The sequence below is a fragment of the Brevibacterium sp. UMB1308A genome, from assembly GCF_030230605.1.
Classification (GTDB): domain Bacteria; phylum Actinomycetota; class Actinomycetes; order Actinomycetales; family Brevibacteriaceae; genus Brevibacterium.
Window position 1 is genome coordinate 1 of the sequence record NZ_JASPDO010000027.1, and the last position, 21,924, is coordinate 21,924.

The 21,924-nt window shown below is 57.7% G+C and carries 22 protein-coding genes; 10 read left to right on the top strand and 12 right to left on the bottom strand.

Annotation, left to right across the window (positions count from 1 at the left end; translation table 11 throughout):
• Positions 1–275: 275 nt before the first annotated feature.
• Positions 276–830, top strand: a complete 555-nt coding sequence (locus QP868_RS10305; protein WP_284926474.1) for a hypothetical protein — start codon at positions 276–278, stop codon at positions 828–830.
• Between the two features lie 116 nt (positions 831–946).
• Positions 947–1,984 (top strand): hypothetical protein, encoded by a 1,038-nt coding sequence (locus tag QP868_RS10310; RefSeq protein WP_284926475.1) that lies wholly within the window; start codon positions 947–949, stop codon positions 1,982–1,984.
• A 30-nt stretch (positions 1,985–2,014) separates the two neighbouring features.
• Here the strand turns inward: QP868_RS10310 and def are convergent, their stop codons facing one another.
• Positions 2,015–2,596, bottom strand: coding sequence for a peptide deformylase (def, locus tag QP868_RS10315; RefSeq protein WP_284926476.1), 582 nt, complete (start codon positions 2,594–2,596; stop codon positions 2,015–2,017).
• 175 nt (positions 2,597–2,771) lie between these two features.
• On the opposite strand from def, the gene cysK reads away from it, so the two are divergent.
• From cysK to QP868_RS10355, 8 genes are all read left to right on the top strand, one after another.
• Positions 2,772–3,704 carry a cysteine synthase A gene (cysK, locus tag QP868_RS10320; RefSeq protein WP_284926477.1) on the top strand — a complete coding sequence of 311 codons (933 nt, stop codon included), beginning with the start codon at positions 2,772–2,774 and terminating at the stop codon, positions 3,702–3,704.
• Positions 3,701–4,357 (top strand): serine O-acetyltransferase, encoded by a 657-nt coding sequence (cysE, locus tag QP868_RS10325; protein WP_284926479.1) that lies wholly within the window; start codon positions 3,701–3,703, stop codon positions 4,355–4,357. Before cysK ends, cysE begins: the two co-directional genes overlap by 4 nt.
• Before the next feature lie 95 nt (positions 4,358–4,452).
• Positions 4,453–5,106: a DUF998 domain-containing protein gene (locus QP868_RS10330; RefSeq protein ID WP_284926480.1), complete on the top strand. Its 654-nt coding sequence runs from the start codon at positions 4,453–4,455 to the stop codon at positions 5,104–5,106.
• Between the two features lie 37 nt (positions 5,107–5,143).
• Positions 5,144–6,097 carry a 2-hydroxyacid dehydrogenase gene (locus QP868_RS10335; protein ID WP_284926481.1) on the top strand — a complete coding sequence of 318 codons (954 nt, stop codon included), beginning with the start codon at positions 5,144–5,146 and terminating at the stop codon, positions 6,095–6,097.
• A 107-nt stretch (positions 6,098–6,204) separates the two neighbouring features.
• Positions 6,205–7,914, top strand: coding sequence for a dihydroxy-acid dehydratase (ilvD, locus tag QP868_RS10340; RefSeq protein ID WP_284926482.1), 1,710 nt, complete (start codon positions 6,205–6,207; stop codon positions 7,912–7,914).
• A gap of 359 nt (positions 7,915–8,273) precedes the next feature.
• Positions 8,274–10,151 carry a VCBS repeat-containing protein gene (locus tag QP868_RS10345; RefSeq protein ID WP_284926483.1) on the top strand — a complete coding sequence of 626 codons (1,878 nt, stop codon included), beginning with the start codon at positions 8,274–8,276 and terminating at the stop codon, positions 10,149–10,151.
• On the top strand, positions 10,148–11,572 hold the full coding sequence (locus QP868_RS10350) for an ICP22 family protein (RefSeq protein WP_284926485.1): 1,425 nt from the start codon (positions 10,148–10,150) through the stop codon (positions 11,570–11,572). Before QP868_RS10345 ends, QP868_RS10350 begins: the two co-directional genes overlap by 4 nt.
• Before the next feature lie 120 nt (positions 11,573–11,692).
• Entirely contained in the window at positions 11,693–11,827 is a 135-nt protein-coding gene (locus tag QP868_RS10355) for a hypothetical protein (protein ID WP_284926487.1), read from the top strand.
• 371 nt (positions 11,828–12,198) lie between these two features.
• On the opposite strand, the gene QP868_RS10360 is transcribed toward QP868_RS10355, so the two are convergent.
• The 11 genes from QP868_RS10360 to QP868_RS10410 all read right to left on the bottom strand — a co-directional run bounded on the left by QP868_RS10360 (position 12,199) and on the right by QP868_RS10410 (position 21,880).
• On the bottom strand, positions 12,199–12,759 hold the full coding sequence (locus QP868_RS10360; RefSeq protein ID WP_284926488.1) for a hypothetical protein: 561 nt from the start codon (positions 12,757–12,759) through the stop codon (positions 12,199–12,201).
• A complete protein-coding gene (locus QP868_RS10365) occupies positions 12,756–12,974 on the bottom strand; it encodes a helix-turn-helix transcriptional regulator (protein WP_284926489.1) in 219 nt (72 codons plus the stop codon). Before QP868_RS10365 ends, QP868_RS10360 begins: the two co-directional genes overlap by 4 nt.
• A gap of 322 nt (positions 12,975–13,296) precedes the next feature.
• A complete protein-coding gene (locus tag QP868_RS10370) occupies positions 13,297–14,535 on the bottom strand; it encodes an ABC transporter permease (RefSeq protein WP_284926490.1) in 1,239 nt (412 codons plus the stop codon).
• The gene (locus QP868_RS10375; protein WP_284926492.1) at positions 14,532–15,218 is read right to left on the bottom strand and encodes an ABC transporter ATP-binding protein; all 687 of its coding nucleotides are present in this window, start codon (positions 15,216–15,218) and stop codon (positions 14,532–14,534) included. Before QP868_RS10375 ends, QP868_RS10370 begins: the two co-directional genes overlap by 4 nt.
• Before the next feature lie 14 nt (positions 15,219–15,232).
• Positions 15,233–16,486 (bottom strand): efflux RND transporter periplasmic adaptor subunit, encoded by a 1,254-nt coding sequence (locus QP868_RS10380; RefSeq protein ID WP_284926493.1) that lies wholly within the window; start codon positions 16,484–16,486, stop codon positions 15,233–15,235.
• A gap of 5 nt (positions 16,487–16,491) precedes the next feature.
• Positions 16,492–17,409: a hypothetical protein gene (locus tag QP868_RS10385; protein WP_284926494.1), complete on the bottom strand. Its 918-nt coding sequence runs from the start codon at positions 17,407–17,409 to the stop codon at positions 16,492–16,494.
• A 65-nt stretch (positions 17,410–17,474) separates the two neighbouring features.
• Positions 17,475–17,897 (bottom strand): peptidase inhibitor family I36 protein, encoded by a 423-nt coding sequence (locus tag QP868_RS10390; RefSeq protein ID WP_350309995.1) that lies wholly within the window; start codon positions 17,895–17,897, stop codon positions 17,475–17,477.
• 511 nt (positions 17,898–18,408) lie between these two features.
• Positions 18,409–19,074 (bottom strand): hypothetical protein, encoded by a 666-nt coding sequence (locus QP868_RS10395; RefSeq protein WP_284926495.1) that lies wholly within the window; start codon positions 19,072–19,074, stop codon positions 18,409–18,411.
• 53 nt (positions 19,075–19,127) lie between these two features.
• A complete protein-coding gene (locus QP868_RS10400; protein ID WP_284926496.1) occupies positions 19,128–19,733 on the bottom strand; it encodes a sugar O-acetyltransferase in 606 nt (201 codons plus the stop codon).
• A gap of 239 nt (positions 19,734–19,972) precedes the next feature.
• On the bottom strand, positions 19,973–20,473 hold the full coding sequence (locus QP868_RS10405; RefSeq protein WP_284926497.1) for a GNAT family N-acetyltransferase: 501 nt from the start codon (positions 20,471–20,473) through the stop codon (positions 19,973–19,975).
• A 231-nt stretch (positions 20,474–20,704) separates the two neighbouring features.
• Positions 20,705–21,880: a methyltransferase domain-containing protein gene (locus tag QP868_RS10410; protein ID WP_284926498.1), complete on the bottom strand. Its 1,176-nt coding sequence runs from the start codon at positions 21,878–21,880 to the stop codon at positions 20,705–20,707.
• Positions 21,881–21,924 lie beyond the last annotated feature (44 nt).

Sequence of the window (21,924 nt, forward strand, 5' to 3'; positions counted from 1 at the left end):
TCTTGCGCCGGACCACTCGCTTTTCCATTACCTCCCTAGGACGGTGTCGCTGGAAGCTGCTACGACCTCGGGAGTGTCACCCCTCCTTTGAAATTCGAACGGTAAAGCTCCAGTAAGGGGCTTCTGTGCGAGCATTCGGAAACGATGCTGTGCGCTTAAAAGAGAATGAAAATGGGGCCACTTTCGCTACCGAACCACCCCGAATGCTCCAACACCGGCGTAGCGTGATTCACGCCTGGAAATCCCCCCAGGACGTCTAGATTATGGAGAGTGACATGCTCAAAAAAGATCTAACACGAACTCTCACACACGGAGCGCTTGCAATCGCAATCGGCGGTGGAAGCCTCCTCGCTGCGACCGGCGCCGCACAGGCAGCAACGCCAGCTGACAACACCTCGGGAACCCCCACACAGGCGCAGGCCGCGGGGCAAGGCATCAGTCGCGACGAAATCATCCAGCGCGCTGAAGACCGCATGGCCAAGGCCCCCTTCTACTCGCAGAAAGACTTCTTTGAGGATTACCGACAGGACTGCTCCGGATTCGTTGCTTACGCATGGAACTCAGGGGCACCAGGTGACGTATCAGGCGGATTCGTTCCAAACGGTGTCGCCCACAACATTGCCTGGGAAGAACTTCAGCCAGGTGATGCCGTGACCGGGCCAGACCACATTGTGCTGGTCAAGGCCGTGAACCCAGACGGTTCGCTCGAACTGCTCGAACACGGGGGAGGAGCGTCAGGCACAGACGCGCCAAACACCCGCCACGCAACCAAGGACGAACTGACCAGCCAGGGTGTTGGCCAACCAATCCGCTACAACGGAGTCGCCTAGTAGCCAATGTAAGACGCGCACGCCTGTGGCCCGACCAAAACGGTCGGGCCACAGCTGTGTGTACCCAGCTAGAATTCAGGGCACCGAACTACAATGAAGTATGCGGAAGGAGCAATATGGTTCACTGGCGTGAGTTGTGGAAACAAGAGTGTCGCGGACACGTTCCTCGGTACCGCGTGCTCGTCCCGGGAAGCGTCCCCGAATCAGTTATCGACGTGTGGAAAGCCCGCGGCTACGACCTGAACTCTTCTGTGCTTTCACAGCAGGTATTCCCACAGCGCTACAGCCGTAACCTGATCCGCTCCAAGTTGGTGTTCGCAACAACCACCGGCGCAGGTGCCGCCACTACGGGCTTCTTCGGATCAACCGCGCTTATCGCACTTGCGTTCGCCGACACGGCTGCCATTGCCACCACCTCGGCGTTTACCGGGGTCGCCGCGTTAGCCACAGCCGGCGTGGGCATCTTCACCGGGAGCCGGTTCTTGCGCGACCCCAAACGGTTGACCGGCAAGCAACTTAAACAAGCACCACACGTCCGGTGGATCACGCCATTCGACTTGGGATACATTCCTGGCGCCAATGGCCGTGACACCGATGAACAGAGGCTTTTCCACCTCGCGGTGACAATCTCGCAGGCCATTGTGGGCACTCGCGCATGGACACACCCTGCGCTGGAAGGCCACGTGAGCCGGGTTGATCTGGATTTCGCAGTCGCGTCCATTGGTGAGCGGTTGCGTGAGCTGTACGAACTGCGTCAGAAGCTCGAGAGCATTCGGCAACCACACCTGGACGCTCGGATCGATGTGTACCAGCGGAACCTGGCTAAAGCGTTCGCTTCGCTGGCCCGCCGCGTTGAGTCGATGCACGGGTACTTGGAACAGTTGCGGAAACTGTCCGTGCAGTTGGTTCAGCTGGACAGCACGGAAGAATCGCGCGAACTGGGTGAACAGGTGCTTGACGTGCTATCGCGTACCGTCAACGACGACACTGCGCAGAAGCAGTTCAGTGACCTCAACCTCGAAGCTGAGTCACACGCGGATGCGATCCGGGGCATGCTGGGAGAGCTTGAGGAATCGGTCGAAGAGTTCGATAACTTTGATGACCTGGACCGGAAACTGGCGCAAGCCGAACGCGAAGGCAAAGCGATCAACTGAAACGGTGCAACGTGAGCGTGGTCGATCCGGTTACTGGCCGTGACCAAACGGGTCGGGGTCGGTGCCGGGAAGCCATGAGTTCCCTGGGACGTTATACCCGTGCTTCTTCTGTTCCTTCTTCCATCGCTTAGCCCACCTGGTGTCTAACCGGTCCACGTACAGGGTTCCCTGCAAGTGGTCGAATTCGTGCTGCATGATGCGGGCGAACCAGCCTTCAACACTGAGCGACACCGGTTGGTTGTTCTCATCAACACCGGTGACGGTCACTTTATCGGCCCGTTTCAGCGGGTAGTCCAAAGCCGGAACTGACAAGCACCCTTCCGTGTCCTCGCTGGGGTCCGGGTTGGTGGTGGGAACCTTCGACGCCACCAAAACTGGGTTGATGAAAACGCCGCGACGCCTCACACCGGCGACTTCGTCGTCAGCGTCGTACACGTAAATCTGCTTGCCCACCCCAATTTGTGGTGCAGCCAAACCAACCCCGTTAGACGCTGCGAGGGTTTCATACATGCCAGCGACCAGTGTGTGGAGCTCATCGCCAAACTCCGTGACAGGGTCAGCTTTTCGGTGCAGAACAGGTTCGCCATAGACAACAATCGGGTGGATAGCCATGGGTTACATCATAGTGCTGAATACATTTCTGCCACCGTGGAATATAGTAGGAAGCTGTTGCGTTACGCATGATGACGCATTAACAACAGCTGAAGCCATTGGCTGGTGTGAAGGACCGCCTGATCACCTCCATGCGCGGTCCGGGTACAAACAGACACCAAAGAAAGGACCGCTGGTGAACATTTACGCGAACGTTTCAGAAGTCGTTGGCCGCACTCCACTTGTCAAACTTCAGAAGGCCAGTGAAGAAACTGGCGCGGAAATCGTTGGAAAGCTCGAATTTTACAACCCTGCCAACTCGGTGAAAGACCGCATTGGGGTTGCCATGATCGACGCCGCTGAAAAGTCAGGCGAACTGCGCGAAGGCGGAACAATCGTCGAAGCAACCAGCGGAAACACCGGAATCGCCCTGGCCATGGTCGGAGCTTCACGCGGATACCGTGTAGTCCTCACAATGCCAGAATCCATGTCGAAAGAACGTCGCGCCCTGCTTCGTGCATTCGGTGCTGAACTCGTTCTCACCCCCAAGGCCGACGGCATGAAGGGTGCTGTCGCAAAGGCTGAAGAAATCGGCTCACAAGACAACGCGGTTCTGGTTCGCCAGTTCGAAAACGAAGCCAATGCACAGGTCCACCGCGACACCACCGCGCAGGAAATCCTCAACGACACCGACGGCGAAGTCGACATCTTCGTTGCCGGAATCGGAACCGGCGGAACCATCACCGGTGTGGGCGAAGTCCTCAAAGAAAAGAACAAGGACGTCCAGGTCGTTGCCGTAGAACCAGCCGCTTCGCCACTCCTGTCAGAAGGTAAGGCTGGCCCACACGCCATCCAGGGAATCGGTGCAAACTTCATTCCAGGTGTCCTCAACCGCGACATCATCGACGAAGTTGTCACCGTTGAAAACGAAGTAGCGCTTGAAACCGCACGCGAAACCGCAAAAGCTGAAGGTCTGCTCGTGGGAATCTCCTCCGGTGCAGCCATCAACGCCGCCAAGCGGGTTGCCGCACGCCCAGAAAACAAGGGCAAGCGCGTCGTTGTCATCATTCCATCGTTCGGTGAACGCTACCTGTCCACTCCACTGTTCGCGGAGTACATGGACGCATGAGTTTTCTCAAGAAACTCGCCGTGATGGCCGGGGTAGGGGCAGCGGTAGTTGCTGCCACCTCGGCCACCACAGTGGGCAAGCGCGCCCGCGCTGCCCTACGCGAAGACCTGGACACCGCCCGCAGGCGCGACCCTGCCGTGCGTAGCGACTTCGTCACCGCGGTCAGCTACCCGGGCCTGCACGCCGTGTGGGCCTACCGCGGGTTGCACGAACTCAACAAAATGCCAGGCGGTGAAGTGCCCGCGCGGATCCTGTCCCAAGCCGTGCGCACCCTGACCGGGGTTGAGATCCACCCGGCGGCAAAGATCGGGCGTAGGTTCTTCATCGACCACGCCGATGGGATCGTGGTGGGGGCCACTGCTGAGATCGGCGACGACGTCATGCTGTACCAGCAGGTCACGCTGGGCGGCACCTCCATGGAACAGACCAAACGCCACCCCACGCTTGGGAACAACGTGCTGGTGGGGGCCGGGGCGAAGATCCTGGGGCCCATCACCGTAGGCGACGGCGCTTCCGTAGGTGCCAACGCGGTTGTGGTCAAGGACGTGCCCGCCAACCACGTGGCCGTCGGCGTTCCCGCCAAGAACCGCGCACCCAAGGGGACCGACACTCCCCAGAACCACGTGCTCGAGGACCCCGCCATCTGGATTTGAGCGGGGCGAAGTTGGCCCGCCCTGGGGTACCTGTCCAAGCGACGCACTGACTCTAAAACACGCACACCCATCTACACTGTCTCGAGGAGGTGGGTGTGCGTTTCATCGTTGTGGCAGTCCTGTTCACGTTGAGCTATTCGACGTGGACGGTTCTTTTGGCGATCGACCCGCAGCTGGACGTGTTGCATTCGTTCGTATCCGAATACGCAGTGTGGGGCAGGCCCGGTGCCGTGCTGATTCGCGTGGGCGACGCGGTGGCCGGTCTGCTCCTGGTGGTTCTGGGCGTGTTCCTGCGCAGACGGCACGCGCTGTCGCTCATGCTGTGCGCCGGTTTGGTTGTGGCCGGTGCGGCCACGGTGGGGGACACCTTGCTTTCGTATGAATGTGCACCCAGTCTGAGTGAAGAATGTGCCGCCGCCGAGGTCGCAGGCACCGTGGGTCTTGCCCATCAGTTGCACTCGGTGACCTCGGCCCTGGTGGGCTTTGGGTTCGCTGGGGCCGTGATTGCCGACATTGTCATGTTGGTGCGCTCCGGGCGGAGTTTTGCGAGCTTGCCTGTTGTTCTCAACGTTGCATTGTTGGTTTTGCTGGGAGTCAGTGGGGTTTTGGCGCTGGTTCCGCATGTGGGTTGGGCAGGTGCCGTGCAGAGGCTGTCGCTGGTGTTGATATGCGCGTGGGTGGTTGTGCTTAGCGTGCGCCACGCCCGTATGCGGAGCGGGACGTTGAACGCTCAGCACGTGGACGCGTGATTGTGTGGGCCTTGACACGCCTGCACATAATGGAAACATGTCGACACTGGATATTCGCACAATCGCTTTCCCCGACCCTGACATTTTGGCCAAAGTAGATGGACGCATCACCGATCACCAGCAGACTGGAATTGAGTTTGTTGTGTGGTCGGCAGAAAACCCCACGGTAGAAGTGAACCGCGCGGCCATCGACGCGATCATCCTGCCCTACATTGACGCTCAGCCCACCGTGGACCGGCTGGGGGAGTTGCCAAACCTGAAGCTCGTACAGACGCAGACCACCGGGTACGACCTGGTCGCAGACCTGGTGGGCACGAACACCACGGTGGCGACCGCCTCGGGCGTCCACGCTGCCGCCACAGCGGAACTGGCCGTGGGCCTCGCACTGGCCAGCCTGCGCGGAATCGATACAGCGGTACGCAGCATGGCTTCGAGGTCGTGGAACCACGCGCGTATGCGTTCGTTGGCTGACCGGCGCGTCATGATTCTGGGTGCCGGTGGGATCGGTGAAGCGATCCGCCAGCGTCTGGTCCCATTTGAAGCGCACATCACGCGCGTGGCCTCGCACGCTCGCACGGATGAGCACGGGCGTATCTACGGGCCGGAAGACCTGCCTAAACTGTTGCCACACACCGAGGTCGTTATTGCGGTAACCCCGCTCACCAAGCAGACCGAAAAGCTCATTGACGCGGAGTTCCTCAGCCAGCTACCGGACAACGCGCTGGTGGTAAACGTGGGGCGTGGCAAGGTTGTCGACACTGACGCTTTGGTCGCCGAACTGCGTGCAGGGCGCCTGTCTGCGGCACTCGACGTGGTCGACCCCGAACCCCTGCCACACGAACACCCACTGTGGGGGACCCCAAATACCCTCATCACACCGCACGTGGGAGGGGATACCTCGGCGTTTGAACCCCGTATTGAACAGATGCTCACGGAACAGGTTCGCCGAATCATCGCAGGCGAGCCACTCATCAACGTCGTTGAGGGGTGAGCTCAGGCGCGCTGGGTGATGGCCCGGCGCGCCTGAGCGCCGGCCCCGCCCATACCACATGGTGGGGCAATAAATGAGACGCGCGGCACCCGGGCTAGACTTCAGGCATGAGTGCTTCAGATAACAAAGTAGACATCAAGCCACGGTCCCGCGACGTCACCGACGGCCTGGAACGAGCCGCTGCGCGAGGCATGTTGCGCGCCGTGGGAATGGGCGACGACGACTGGGATAAGCCCCAGATCGGTGTGGCGAGTTCATGGAACGAAATCACCCCGTGCAACCTGTCACTGGAACGGCTGGCCGGGTTCGCTAAAGAAGGCGTGCACGCCGGTGGGGGATACCCGCTGGAGTTCGGCACGATTTCGGTGTCCGACGGCATCTCCATGGGGCATGAAGGCATGCACTATTCGCTGGTGTCGCGTGAAATCATCGCCGACTCGGTAGAGACCGTGTTTGGTGCTGAACGCCTGGACGGTTCAGTGTTGCTGGCCGGGTGTGACAAGTCGATTCCCGGAATGCTCATGGCGGCTGCACGCCTGGGCCTGTCCAGCGTGTTCCTGTACAACGGTTCGATCATGCCGGGTACGGCCAAACTTTCGGACGGAACGGAAAAAGAAGTCACGCTCATCGACGCATTCGAAGCGGTGGGTGCGTGCCGTGCAGGCAAGATGACCGAGGCCGACGTCGACGCGATTGAACGCGCCGTGTGCCCTGGTGAGGGTGCGTGCGGTGGTATGTACACCGCTAACACCATGGCCAGTGCCGCTGAAGCGCTGGGCTTGTCCCTGCCGGGTTCAGCCGCCCCGCCTGCGATCCACCGGAACCGCAACGTGTTTGCGCGTCAATCCGGCGAGGCCGTTGTGGAGCTTCTGCGCAAGGGCATCACCACGCTCGACATCCTCACACGTGAAGCATTTGAAAACGCGATCTCTGTGGTCATGGCCTTTGGTGGGTCCACCAACGCGGTGCTGCACCTGCTGGCGATCGCCCACGAAGCCGGGGTGGAGCTCAGCCTGGATGACTTCAACCGGATCGGCGACAAGGTGCCTCACCTGGGTAACGTAAAGCCGTTTGGTGAGTACGTCATGAACGACGTGTTCAAGATTGGCGGCGTGCCAGTTGTCATGAAGGCCCTGCTGGACGCGGGACTGCTGCACGGTGACGCACTGACGGTGACGGGTAAGACGGTTGCTGAAAACCTCGAGTCGATCAACCCACCTGACCCGGACGGCAAGATCCTGCGGGCGCTGAACAACCCGATTCACGCCACCGGTGGGTTGGCCGTGTTGAAAGGTTCGCTGGCCCCTGAAGGTGCGATCGTGAAGTCGGCTGGGTTCGACGCCGAGGTGTTCGAAGGTACCGCTCGCGTGTTCGACCAGGAGCAGCCCGCGATGGACGCTGTGCTTAACGGTGAACTCAAGGCTGGCGATGTGATTGTGATCCGCTATGAGGGTCCCAAGGGTGGCCCGGGTATGCGTGAAATGTTGGCGATCACGGGCGCCATCAAGGGTGCAGGGATCGGCAAGGATGTGCTGCTGATTACGGACGGTAGGTTCTCGGGTGGGTCCACTGGACTGTGTATTGGGCACGTGGCTCCCGAGGCGGTCGACGGTGGTCCTATCGCGTTCGTGAAGGACGGGGATAAGATCCGCGTTGATATTGCTGCGCGCACGATCGAACTTGACGTGAGCGAAGAGGAGTTGGCCGAGCGGAAGAAGTCGTGGGTGATTCCGGAGAACCCACGCCTGCACGGTGTGCTGGGCAAGTACGCCAAGCTGGTGCGCTCAGCTGCATTTGGAGCCGTCACGACGGACTGAGTCGCGCAGGGGTGCGTTAAGTACGCGCCCGAGGTGCCTGCCGGGCGCCGCTGGGAACTCAAATAAGTGAAAGGGGCACAGGTGTCTACCTGTGCCCCTTTCGTATGCCGTGAAACCTCGCAACCCAGCCGTTGTCCGGCATTGGGGTCGTTGTGGCGTGCGCCCTGGGGAAGGAAAGGAGGTTTTGATTCTGATCGGTGAAAGTTGGACGTCTGGCCAGTTGAAAGTTCACTCACAATGACCTTAGGTAATGCTAACCTCATTAGGGTAGGAAAACCTAGCCTAATGATTCGGAGCTCTCTGTCGGCGGCTGACACATCGGCGGGCGACTGAACAGGGGCACTTACAGAAAGCAGTACATGAAAACTCAAGCGTTAACGTGGCCGAGACGGGTCGCTGCATCAGCAGCCTCCGTTCTCTTGGCCACGGCAGCACTCGCGGTCGGAGAGGTGGGCTCGGCTACAGCGGCCCCCGCCGACGACGTGCTTACATGGACGGGGGCCACGGGGGCCGCCACGGGATCAGCCGTCTCGCAGAGCTCCTGCGATTTCACCGGCGACGGTAAACACGACATAGTCACCAGTGCGTGGATGTGGGACCGCATGGGCGCAAGCTCAGTGGGCGTAGGCTACGTGATCCCCAATGGCGCGAAGCAGGGCCAACTCGATGACCCGACAACGGGAGTCATCAGGATTGAAGGGCCTTCGGAAGAGGACGCGCTCGTAGGCTTTAGCGTCAACTGCGCCGGTGATGTCAACGGTGACGAAATCGACGATATTGTCATCACGCAGTTCACGGAATCGCGGGCATATGTGGTCTTCGGTAGCAGAGAGCCCGAGCACATTCAGCTAGATCACCTGGGTGATCGCGGTTTCATTATCGCCAGCAAGCAGGATGACAGGACGGGCTACTATGCAACCGGCGTCGGTGACATCGACGGTGACGGCAAGGACGATGTCGCAGTCATTTCGCTGACGCGCAACAACAGGGCGGGTGCGGCGACCGTGATCGCAGGAAGCGACGACATCGCAACCGTAGAGATTCCCGGTTCCAAGCGGATTATCGCCACAATTGAAGGTGCGCCCGAACAGGGGCTGTCGACAATCGCCCCGGCCGGAGATGTCAACGGTGACGGCAAGCCCGACCTCGTGCTGGGCGGCTATGTTGCTAAGCCTGCCGGCTATGAGGGAAGCGCCCACGGCATGGCGTGGGTTGTATTCGGCGATGTCAGGGGTGAAGTCAAGCTCGGCGAAGATTTCGAGGGCTTTGCTGTCAACGGCCCTGAGCGTGGACGGGACCGCTTGGGTATATCTGTTGCCTCTGCCGGCGATATTGACAACGACGGCAAAGACGATCTGATCATCGGTGCTGACGGTGCACCAGGTGGGGCGACGGAAAAGCGAAACGGCGCGGTTGCAGTCGTCCGCGGTGCCGATTCCAAGCAGACAGTTACCACCGACCCAACGGCGCCTGACGGTAAGTCAGTCGAAACAGACGGCAAGGACCGTGGATGGTGGATTGACGGTGGTGAGGACGCCGGCAACTTCGGCTTCGCGGTATCCGCATTGCCTCCCCAAGAGAAAAACGGCTCCGGCACGCTGGTGATTGGCGACTACTCGGCGAATCGCGCATGGGCGCTCGATACTCGAGCGCTTAACGCCCCGCGGATTTCTGTTGATGATGTTTCAAGCGACTACGTTTCCGTTCTCAAGGGTGAGGCCGCAGGCGAGCGCCTGGGACGAGGTGTCGGGGTCGTAGCAGGAATGAACGGCCGCGCCGGGCACCAGTTTGTGGCCGGCGGCGATGGAATTGGAAGCATCGGAAGCGTGAGGGTGGCAGATTTGCCTGCCCAGGGTCGGAACGACGATGAGCCTTCGGCAGTTCCTGATCCCGATGAAGAGCCCACAGAGGATACCTCGCAGACTTCTGATCCTGCCGATGGCACTCAGCCGGAAGTTCCTGGAGGCGATGCCGATACTGACACAGGAGCGCCCGAAGGATCTGAGCCAGAAGGCGACACCGGTTCTTCAAGCGACGCTCGTGAGAGCGGTGGAGGCACTTCAACCGATCCAAACGCCGAGGCCGGTGAAAGGGTTGGCACGGAAACCCAGAGGCAAGACAACAACAGTCCGTTGCCGCGTACAGGAGCGCAGTTTGCCGGTGCGCTTGCCGCAGGTGCCGCTTTGATCGCCGTCGGCATTACCACAATGATTCTCTTCCGCAGGAGGGCAAAGTGAAAATCAATCGAAAGACGACGGCTGCAGCGGCATTCAGTGCTCTTCTGGTTTTTTGTGGCGCTTCCGTCGCAGCTGCTGAGCCTGTTACAGCGCCCACGGAGAAGCCGACAGAACATGAACACGCACCGGCTACGGAGACAACTCCCACTGGCGAACCGTCGCCTACGGGCACTGCCGAGCCCAGCGCGCCGGCGGATGAAAACGGCGGTGATGGTCACGGCAAAGAAGATGGGCATGATGGCCACGAACACCATGACGACGGCGATCGCAAGACATATGGTTGGGAACCGTCAAAGTACGACACATGCCCAGCCTCGCTGCACGATGAATATACGGTGACAGGGCCCGACGGTAAGCGCTACGACTCGTGGCACCCGACTTCCGCGGTCGACCCGGCTACCGGAAAGAAGTGCACCTTCGGCCATGAACACGGAGACGATCCGCGCACTTCCGATATCTACGAGTGGGCTGTTAAGAAGACCGGTGACAAGGCAACTGGCATTCCGTTCAGCTATGCAAACGAAGTTTCTGCAGTGGCCGCCGAAGAGCACGGTTCAGTGCCTCACCGGCACGAAGATCACTATGGTCACAAGTTCATCGTTCGCAACAACGTTAAGCAGGTGCGGGCTGATCGAGCGGGCTATGCGCGTGATGCGTCCGGCAATCCGATCGAATGCGATTACCTTATGAAGGTGCACCAGGGCTCTCATTCGAAGGACGCGCTGAGCAACAACGCTCATGAACTGTTCTATGCGGTTCGTTGCAGTGATGGGACCGAAATGGCTGTCACGACGCTGACACCCTTCGGCCAGCCGAACGAATACATCCGCAACTGCACGGACGAAAAGGTGCAGACCAGCGGATCCGATCTGCCGGGTGCAAACACGGGTGCGCGACGAATTCCTGATGAGAAGTGCCTCAACGCCAACGTGCTCAACGGTCCGAACACTAGCGATGTATGGGGACTCTACGAATTGTGGGAGTCGGACACGACGATCACGGATCCAAGCGGCAAGACAATCGCCCGCTTCGACCCCTGGTTCGGGGTGCGCAACCCGTCGCGGTTTGCTTCGGGAAGTGAGTCAAAACCGGTCTCCCAGCTGTTCGATAAAGAAAAGACAGTCGGCTGGCCGTGGTCGACGATGTCCGGTGTTCTTGAACAGATAGACCCCGCTTCGCCGTTCAACGGAGCGCAACGAGACGTCTATGTTCAGAACTCGACGGTCGATAACCGTGGCGGTTCGGAGTTCATCTACACGGATGCCTACGGTAAGAACAGCTCGACCAGCGAATTCACCGGTTCGATTCGACAGTACGTTTCGACAACTTCGAACACATCGCTGCCAGAGCTCGAGCGCAGAGCTTTCGGATTCAATACCGACTATGGGGCTCCTGGAACCGGTGTTCACGCGCCGAACTGATGTCCCTAGTCGGGCGGCGCCCGGAACCGTCACGATGGACTGAGTTGCGTTAGAGGGAGTAGCGCATACGCTCCCGAGGTGCCCGCCGGTGCTGGGGAGCTCCTCGAGGCGCGACGCGCGATGGAGGAGCAGTGGGTGTCCCACCTGCGCGCCGAGGTGGGTGTGGATGCCGTTATTGCGCAGACTCCGCTCCTGCCGGCCGAGCCCGTGGGGCTGGGAGCCCTCGCGGAGTTCGGCGAGCTGCTCTTCGCTTAACTCTCGCCCGCACATTGAGGGTGTGTGCCGCAATGTGAGGGTGTGGATTCTTACCTGGGGTACGGAGTCAGTCCTCGTCGGGGATTACCGCGGGATCGGTAGCGGTGCCCTGCTTCCGCTTGTTGGCGAGCCGGCGCCTATCCATCCACCAAGTGAGTAGGAAGATGGCGACTCCGAAGGTGGCTCCGCTGATGAGGCCGGCCGTCGTGTTGCCTCGGATAAGGTACTCGGGCAAGTTGATGACGGGGCTGCCGCTCATCCCGTGGTAGCCGACCGCCGCTGAAAACACCAGATCTGCTGTGGTGGGGAACGAATTCCCACCGCAGCAGATCTGTTTCTATTGCCGCTGTCAGCGCCGTGGGCTGGCCCGCTCAGTCTTCGTCGGGAATGTCGGCAGGGTCAGGTTCCTGCGTCTTGGTGCGGCGTACCGAGACGATCGCCCAGGCGATCGGGATGAGGGCGACAATACCTCCGCCGATCAGACCGCGCGACAGCGGTGCAGTGCCACCGCGGCTGAAGTTGTCGGCAAGGCCCTGCACGACATCGGGTACGGGGATGAGGGGGTGTCCAGTGGTCAGATGGAACGCGATTCCGAACAGCAGTGCGGCAACCATCACGCCCATGATTACGTGAGGCCACACCAGCTGGCCCATGGTTCCCTTCGACAGCAGCTTGTCGACCTGGACACCGTGACGTTCGGCGTAGAAGTAGATGGCAAACGACGGGATCGACGACACCACCAGCAGGACGGCGCCCCACGCACCGTTGCCGGTCAGCGCGAGTCCGGCGGCAACGGCGGTCGCCGTGTAGACGCTGACGACCGCGCCGAAGGACGTTGCCTGCAGCAGAATACGCGCTTCGCGTTCATCGCCCATGGTTGCCGAGTCGTAGCCCATCATCCGGTCAATACGAGGTGTAGTGGAGTTCGTCATGAGTTGTCCTCCTGTGCTGTGGGAAAAAGATCTTCGACGGTGTTGTCCAGCAGCTGTGCGATCGACAGTGCTAAGTAGACGCTGGGGGCGTAGTCGCCGCGTTCAATCGAAATGATCGTCTGCCGCGACACACCCGCTTTTGCTGCCAGCTGCGCTTGCGTGAGTTCGGCAAGCAGCCTGGCGCTTTTCACTTTCGGCTTTGGTTGTGTGCTCATCTTTCCTCGTGTCTAGTTTGTTTGACACAAGGTTAAGGAAATTAGACATTGCATGTCAAGCAAACCCGACATTAGGGAAAGAATCTTTGACATCAAAGGCTTGAGTAGGTGCCCCGAACCACAGCGAAACAAGCTGGACTTCTTCGACACTCCGGCTGGCGAGAGTCGTTTCGAGTGCCTGCTGAACCAGCGTTGACTAAACCAGCGTCCGAGGCCACGCTCAAGCGGTTCTATGACCTCACACCTGAGAAACCAGTTTCAGGGGAATCCGGAACTGTGTGAGAAGTGCGTGCACATTGGCCCCGTCGTGGCACCTGGCCAGTCAGCCCATGAGTGCTTCGACGGGATCAATTCGTGCCGCTTTGAGCGCTGGGTACACGCTTGAAATGCCACCCACACACGCACCCAAGATAATTCCGCAGGGAATAAGCCATAGAGGTATGACAGCCGTCCAGTTTTGAACGAGGGCGAAGATGAGCACAGCGTTAAAACCGACTATCGCTCCCACCAACCCTCCGAACGCGCCAATCATCACACCTTCTGTCACGATTTGGTTAACGATGTCGTGCGACGTAGCGCCGAGCGCACTACGGACACCGATTTCGTGACGACGTTGGAATACTGACGCCAGCATGGTGTTGGAAATGCTGAGTGCCCCAATGATGAGAGCGACGATACCGAATGCGTACACCATTGTTTGTGTGTCACCGGATACTTGCTCTCGCAGATTTTCAGGGTCGGGTGGAACTTCACTTGTCAGGTCGTACCGCTGGTAAGGGTCAAACGCGATGGGTGCCTCAACAGACACTTGGCGGGCATACCCTGGTTCAGTTGACACAACGAACTGAGGGTAGGTGAACTGTCCGCCTGAGTCAGCACCGCTCGTGAGGGGCAAAACGATTGCGTCGTCGAAACCATCTGCGGGGTCTGGACTAGAAAACACGCCAGCTACCGCGTAGGTGGCATTTCCAACGTGTATTTGGCGTGGCGAATCACTGTTGTCGATTCCCAGCTGTCGCGCCACGGTCGTTCCTATGAACGCAACTCGTGCGCCACGCTGAACGTGCCCTGAGTCGAATGGTTGCCCCCACACAGTATGTAATCTGTGCGCTACTAGAGTTTCGGCATCGGCAAGCATGACAGAGGAATCCGCTAGAGGATCGGTCCCAGGAGCTGCGCGAACAGGAAGTGGGTCTGACGACTTAAGTAGAAAACCGGCGGTTTTCACACCGTTGAGCGCTCGCACCCGCTTGATCCCTGTAGCCAAAGGTTCTTCATGCTGTGACGCCGATTCAGGTTGCGTTGCAGCGAAACGCGTTTGTACCACCTCGGACGCTAACGAATCCGGGATCCCAGATACGGCTACCTTGGTCGCCATGAGATCCGTAAAACGACTCGATACTTGTGTTTGCACTGTCGTGGACATTGCAAGCATTGCAACGAGAGCGAAGATCCCCATTGCGACTCCAAGCGATGTGAGAATCGTGCCACGTTTGCGTCGGGTCACGGCTGTGAGCGCTGGCCGTCCCGATTTTGCCAAGTAACCGCGGAACAGTTTCACCGCAGTTTCGCCTCAGAGCGCAACCGGCCCCTGTCGATCGTATAAATGACGTCCGACTGTTCTGCCACATTGCGGTCGTGCGTAATAACGACAACAGCACGTCCTTGAACGTGCGCAACATCTTTGAGCGTTGTGACGACGCGTTCAGAGTTTTCACGGTCGAGGTTGCCGGTAGGTTCGTCGCAGAGAAGCAGATTGGCTTCAGAATTGAGGGCGCGCGCAATTGCACATCGTTGCTTTTCTCCGCCTGAGAGTTGCTGGGGCCACGCGTTAGCGCGGTGTGTGAGTGACACCGCTTCAATGAGTTCATCTACCCGGGATTGTGTTGAGGATGAATAGGTCTGAGTTAACGCGATGTTTTCAGCGACAGTCAAGTGTTCGATGAGGTGAAATGCTTGGAAGACAAAAGATACACGGCCTGCTCGAAATTGAGCACGTTCGTTAGTCGTGAGCTCAGTGGCCTCAACACCGTCGATCATGACGCTACCGGTTGAAGGGGCAAGTAGCAGGCCCATGATGCTCAGGAGAGTGGTTTTCCCCGAGCCGGAAGGGCCCACCACAGTGGCGAATTGTCCTGGAAACAGTGAGATGTTGATGTCAGACAAGACTGGTACGTTGCCAGCTTCAGTGCGGTAGGTGTGACTGATGTGCGTGAGAACGCAGCTTGGAGAAGTAGTGGTCATACGTGTGGGTATTCCTACTGCGTGATTTCAACTGGATCGCCTTCGTGGAGATCCGTTGCCTCGACTGCTGCCACTCCGTCTGCTTCAAAAACGACGGTGACGGAAATGCGGTGAGCCTTTTGCCCAGGCGTTTGAACGTTCACATAGGTTGAACCGTTTTGGTCGGTTCGAACAGCAGTGCTCGGTACTGTGAGCGTGTCTCTTGGTCCCTCTTCGACTTCGATACGTGCTGGGCCGGTGTATGGTGAAAACTTGGCGGGTGTCTCCACAATGACATGCGCAGAATCAGGCTTTTCGGGTTGTGGCTCCTCATTTTCAGAGTTCTCATCGGTTTTCTGTTCAGCTGTTACATCAACACGCTTGACTTTAAGCTCTTCGCTTGTGCCACTACTGTCGAGAAAAACTCTTTGCCCTTGTGAGACATCAGGCAGTTCGGTTGCATTGATGGTGCACGACAAAACGTCTTTACCAGAGCTTGTTACAAGTTGGCCTTCTTGTGGACTTTGTCCCACCGAAAGGTTCATTGTGGCGAGGGTCGCGGGTGTGCGCTTGAGATACAAGATTTCCCCGGCAGGGACCTCGGGCGTTGCTTTTTCGCGTGCCTCGTCGTATTCGTCTTGTGTGGGGACTTCTTCATCGTCATCCAAGGTTCCACGTTTTGCGCGAGAAATTGTCTTTTCAAGTTGCGAAAGCTGTTTGACGGCTTCTGGGTCCGAATATGCCGGGTCGTAACCAGCTTGTTCGTACAGCTTTTTCACCGCGTCGCCTGTTTCCACGGAATACTTGGCGTGTAGATCGCCGTGGTACATACCCTGATCCTTTAGAAACGCGTGGAGCTGGTCTACATCGGCGCCTCGCGAACCAACCTTGAGTGTGCGAAACGCTGGCAGGTCCCCTTGGGCCACAACGATGGGTCGGGAGGACACCTCAGCGACTACCGTCCCTGCCTCAACACGGTCACCTGCCTTAAACGGCACCGAGGTGACGATTGCCTCATCTTCGCCCGAGGTGACAAACCGTGGTGTGTTTGTGAACTCTTTCGTGGTTGAACAGTCCGCACTCACCGTGCGACTTACGGTTCCCTTTTCCACGGGTACCGTGATGGTCGAGGGCGACACATCGCTGGCTTGTGCGGCCTTTTGCACTTCGGTGCGCGCTTTGCCGAGCCACAACCATGCAATGACGTTTGCGGCTATGAGCAGGACAATAACTGCGCAGACGATGACTTGCTTGCGTGACCACCTGGAGAACAGGCGAGACTGAGCCATATGGGTTATCCGAACTCTTTTTTGGACCGATCGAGTGCTTCGCGGCGAATCTCCAGCGCCCCGTGGATCTGCGATTCATAGAAGTCGGCGATACCAGTGAGATAGCGGTCCTCAATAAACGTCCGCTTTGTTCCGTAATCCAACGACTCCTGGCAGGTCGCGTCTGCCTTAGCGATGTTGTAGGACTTGCCCGGATCTGAGGCAGCCCACACCTGCGCAATATCAGGCGTGGTGACTTCTTCGCCGTGACTGTCCTTTCCGAAACCCGCCTTTTTCATGCAAGTTGCCCACGAACTGTGCAGATCCTGCATTTCCTGATCGTCTAATGCACCGTTAAACGCGTCCAGAATAAGTTGTGAGCTAATAAAGTCGGCTTGGTCGGCCTTTTCGAGTGAACCAAACTGTTCTTCATCGGCTTTGTTAGAACAACCGCCGTTGGTGCTTCGTAATAGCTCGTTCTCTTCGGCGTCAGCGGCCTCTTCAGCCAGCTCAGAGTCTTCTTTTGGCTCGCCCCGAAAAGCTTTGTCCCAGTCCTCACGCTGGCTCTGAGGTGTCTTGGTGTACCCGGCGTTGTCGTGAGGGGCGTTTTCCTCGGTTGGTTCGGTCGGGTAACCCCGGTTCTCCTTCACCTCATCTTTCGAAATGACATCGGTTTCATCGAGCACGGACGAAAACGACTTCGCATCTGTTGAAAGCTCTGGTTCGTATTGAAAGTGTGCTTGGTTCATGCACTTTTGAATAAACCGCTGGTTGTAGTTGTGCAGAGCCATCGAATCTTTAAAGAGTCCACGGATCTCTGCACGGATTTCCTTGCGTGGTTGATCAGGGACGGCGAAACCATTGTCTTCGCTCTCTGACCCGCAACCGGTGACAAAGAGCGCTGAGACACAAGCAACTAACAGGAATGAGACAAGTTTCTTCATTGGGTAACCTCACTAGTAGGTGGGTAGCTGACGACCGCGTCAACTACCCACCTGAATCAATACTGTTAGCACTTCATGGTGCCGGACGTATTCTTGTGGGCCGAACCTCGGTCTTGGAATGCGGCGGCGTTGTGCTTGTATTTGGCGAGAGCCCGGTTAGCTGGAATGCAGAAGCTCTTGCCCTTGTAGTGAGGGTGCTCGTACACGCGAACAGACCGATGCTCCCAGGCATTTCTCCATGACGAGTCGCGATCATTCAGTTTGCGTTTCGTTCCGCAAAAGGAATCATGAGCTATGCAGTTCCACGCAAACCGCGCCCGTTGAGTGCCAAACCACTTGCCTTTAAATTCAGGGTGCTCGTAAACGCAAAAATCGCCAATACTACAAGAAGCAGCTGCGTGGGCCTGTGCAGTAGTTGTAAGTGAACTTCCGGTGATCATTAGTAGTGCAAAGGTAGTCGTTAAAAGGATTCGTACTGCTGTTTTCATCTCTACCTCATCCGGTATTAGTGTGGTCAGCCTCTCTGCCGACCTAGTTCGAGTTTAGTAGTAGATTAAGTCACTGGCAATGAGTTTTGACCAACTTTGAGTTGAAACTAAATGTTGGAGTGTGGCACCCTGACCGTGTCTGTCTCATGACTTGTTGAGTGTCCGGTTCCTGACGTCGCATTTGGTCTTAAACCTGTTTAGGTGATTGTCGTAGAACTAGTTCCTAACTTCACCGATTAAGCAATCGTTGATGAAGAACTCCTTGTGTTCACTATGAAGTTCGACGCGCGTTATACGTAAATCCATCGACGTTTTCACTGACCGCACAGTGAACATCTATACGAAGCTACGTCGAATTTTCCAATGGGTTGTCCCAAAGCGACCCCCAGTTATCGGCATCCACCGACGCGGTGACGTGCTGATCTAGGTTTCTGGTAGCGAAAAAGCGCGGGTACTCCCTGCGCCTTTTTGTGTGTGCGTTGCGCCGGGCCCGGTGACGTCGCCGCCCCTCCTACCGCAGCAGCGAACCGAGGAAGTCGTCTTTTTTGTCCTCAGGCTGGACGTCGTCGTACTGCGGAAATGTTGCACTGGTGTCCATGGGCTGGTGCGGGCCGCCTGGGTAGTCCTTACCGAACAACTGGAAGGTCCGCTGCCTCACAGAGTCGAACCCGAACCGTGCGATCTCGGCCATGGGGAGCGACAACGGGCTTGGGTCCCACGAACCGTTAGCCGAAATGCGGTCAAACGCCACAATCCGATTACGAATCTCGCCAATCCGCCCACTGTACGCATCGATTTCGTGCCCAGTGCCGTGCGAATACGTAAACAGACCCACAAAGGCTTTCGCGTCGATCACCGTACGCGCCAGCGCCTTCGTCGACCCCAGCTCTAACTTGCGAGCCGGCTGGCGCACTAGTTCCTTACCCGTTTTCTCAGCAACCCGCTGAATCAGCGGTTCCGTCAACGGCGGATCCACTCGCGTAATGTCGCGCAGACGCACAGCGTCGAACCCCTGCGCCTGCAACTGCCGGTTCACAGTCGCAACGAGCACCCACTTGTCGAAACCTGCCACCACTCCAACCAGCGGCCACATTTCAACGCCTTCACGGGTGATTTGTACAAGGGTTCCGTTGGTTTGTGACTCTTCTAGACGCGCCCGAATTTTCTTTAGTCGCATATCGTCCCCTCGCCTTGTACGCTCACTCCTATTCTAGTCCGTTCACTCGCCCGCTATTCCGGGCCCGTATTCCCGTGAACGGGAATAGCGCGAACGACCCTACACGGGTTTCCCGCCGCAAAACTATACGCAGGAATGTCTCGAGTGACGACACTTCCCGCACCAATCACACAACCTTCACCTATGGTCACACCACCGCAAATAACGACGTTGGTTGCAATCCAACAGTCACGCTCAATGGTGACCGGCTTGGCGTACTCCAGCGTGTAGGAAGAACCATCCGCACGCATCCGGGCATTGCGCTCGCTGGGCACAAGCGGGTGCATGGGCGTTGCGATCGTGACGTTAGGGCCAATGAACGCGTTATCGCCGATGCTGACCGGGCACACATCAAGACACGTGAAGTTGAAGTTCACTTCGCACTGCTCGCCAAACACCGTGTTGCACCCGTAGTCAAAGTAGATCGGCGCTTGCAGGGCTGGAATCACGGAAGTGGAGGGCAGCAGTTCTGCGAGAATTTCGCGCTGCGCCTCAGGCTCGTCTTCATCGGTCAAGTTATATTTCCTGGCCAATTTACGAGCCTTAACCCGAAGCGCCGTCAGCTCCGGATCGGACGAGTCATACATTTCACCAGCGAGCATCTTGTCTTTTTCCGACATCCCTCTCCTCGCGCTTATCTATTCGGCGTCAGTGCTCCCACCAGCCTGACGCGTCAACCTGACAACCACCTCGGCATGCCTTGCGCTGGCACTGTGGAAAAGTAGTCCATCCGTGAATTTAGAAGGAACACATTAATACAACTGTTTTGCTTCTCTGTCGACAACTGCATCTAAAGTCACCAACTGTCTTCTTGCTAAATTCCTCAACTGGATCAGAGAAGTAACCAAATGCTGTTAGTCTAGACTAGCCGTCGATATTTATTTTGCGTTCCCTCACCTTCATCAATCCAATTTGGAACTACTTCCACAATCTCAAATCCCTTCTTTTCATAAAAGGGTATCCCCATCATATTTCCTGTTGTGACAAATACCTCTTGTTGGGTAATGCCATAGTTGTCTTTTTGGTAATCAGTTAGGAAATTTAGTAGTGCGCTACCAACGCCCTGTCCCTTATGCTCTGGATCAACGTATAGCACGTAGATAAACCCTACTTCACCGTCTATAGCGCCACCAATGCACCCGAGAATTTTTTGGTTTGCATGTGCAACCATGTAGCCGTGCCAGTGCGGTGAAGATTCACTTGATTCTTTGGTGATTCGTTCAACGTTGTAAAATTCTGCGATTACTTTATCGATATATTCTTTTGAATAAATGTCGGCATAGGTGACCTTCCAAGCTTTGGAGCATATGTCAGAAATGTGCTTAGCGTCTTCTTTTGTTGCAAATCTCACTTTAATCATATGTATTCCTATGCCCGTCGCTCAATCTATGCCGTCCGCACGGCCTGCTAATGTATCCAAAGTCTCGATACGATTAATTAGTTTACGATTCATGAAGTTCTTGATTGCGTGCCTTTCAAAGATTCTTTGCCTGTTTGTGTTGGCGGTGGAGTTCTCTAGTCAGCCTTGTTCGGTAGGCTTCGTAGGAATTCCTGACATAGGACCTACCGGAGACTCGCTGAACATGCCTGGTTAGGTGCGTCTCATCAATGCAACCACCTCGGCGTGGGACGTATGCGGAAACATATCCAAAAACCGCGCCTGCTCAATCCTGTACTCGGGCATTTTCGCGAGATCCGCCGCCAAGGTGCGCGGGTTGCAACTCGAATAGATCACGTGCGGAATTCCGGACTGCTCGACCCACCCGGCCATGTCCTCGCCCATCCCGCGCCGAGGTGGGTTCACAATCAACACGTCGGGCACCTGTGTCTGTTGGTGGGACCACTGGGCGGCATCGGCGCAGATGAAGTTCAGCCCGAGGTCGTTCTCGCCTGCCACCTCCCTCGCGGACTCGACCGCGGCGGGGGCCACCTCGACACCCGTGACCTGTCGACCCGGCCCGGCGACGTGCAAAGCAAAACCTCCCACCCCACAAAACAGGTCCCACACCTTGAGGTGACGGCCGTGGGAGGTGGCGGGCACCTCGGCATTGGACACCCACTCACGCACCTGCTCATACAAGCCAGACGCCACCACAGTATTTGTCTGCACAAATGACTGCGGTCGTACCTTCAACTGCACCCGCCCCTGTGTCACCGGCAGCCACTGCGGGCCGTGTAACGCGATCTCTTCGTCACCCTCAATGATCGCCGTGTGAACAGGGTTGATGTTCGCGCTCACCGAAAACACCTCGACCCCTTCACAGGCATCCATAAACGCGGGCAAGTGCTCCTGAATGCGCGGCAGGGCAGACTGCGACGCCAACACGAACCGCACCATCACCCGGTTGTCATCACCAGCCGTGACGATCACGTGCTTGAGCTGGCCCTTGCGTTTGCGCACGTTATACGGCGGGATCTGCGCGCGCTTAATGAGCCAGGGGAGTGTGCGAATCACGGTGTGGATCGACTCGGGGTACAAGGGGCAGTCGGTGAGGTCGATTCCCGCCCCGTCGTCGTCCAAGATGCCCAATGTGGGGTGCTCGGTGGTTCCCGCGACCACCATCTTGACCTTGATGCGGAAGCCGGACTCCGGGCCCATGACCGGGGGTAGCCAGGTTTGTTCCGGTGTCCCCGTTTCCCCTGTTGCCCAAAACGGTGCCAACAGTTCAGCGACCTCGGCCTGTTGCGACTCCACACGCGTGCTCATAGGAACGGGGAGAAGCGTGCAGGAGCGGCACAGGCCGGCGTCAAAATACGAACAATCCACGCCTCCCACTTTCTCACATCTCACACTTTGATCACCTCGTGTCA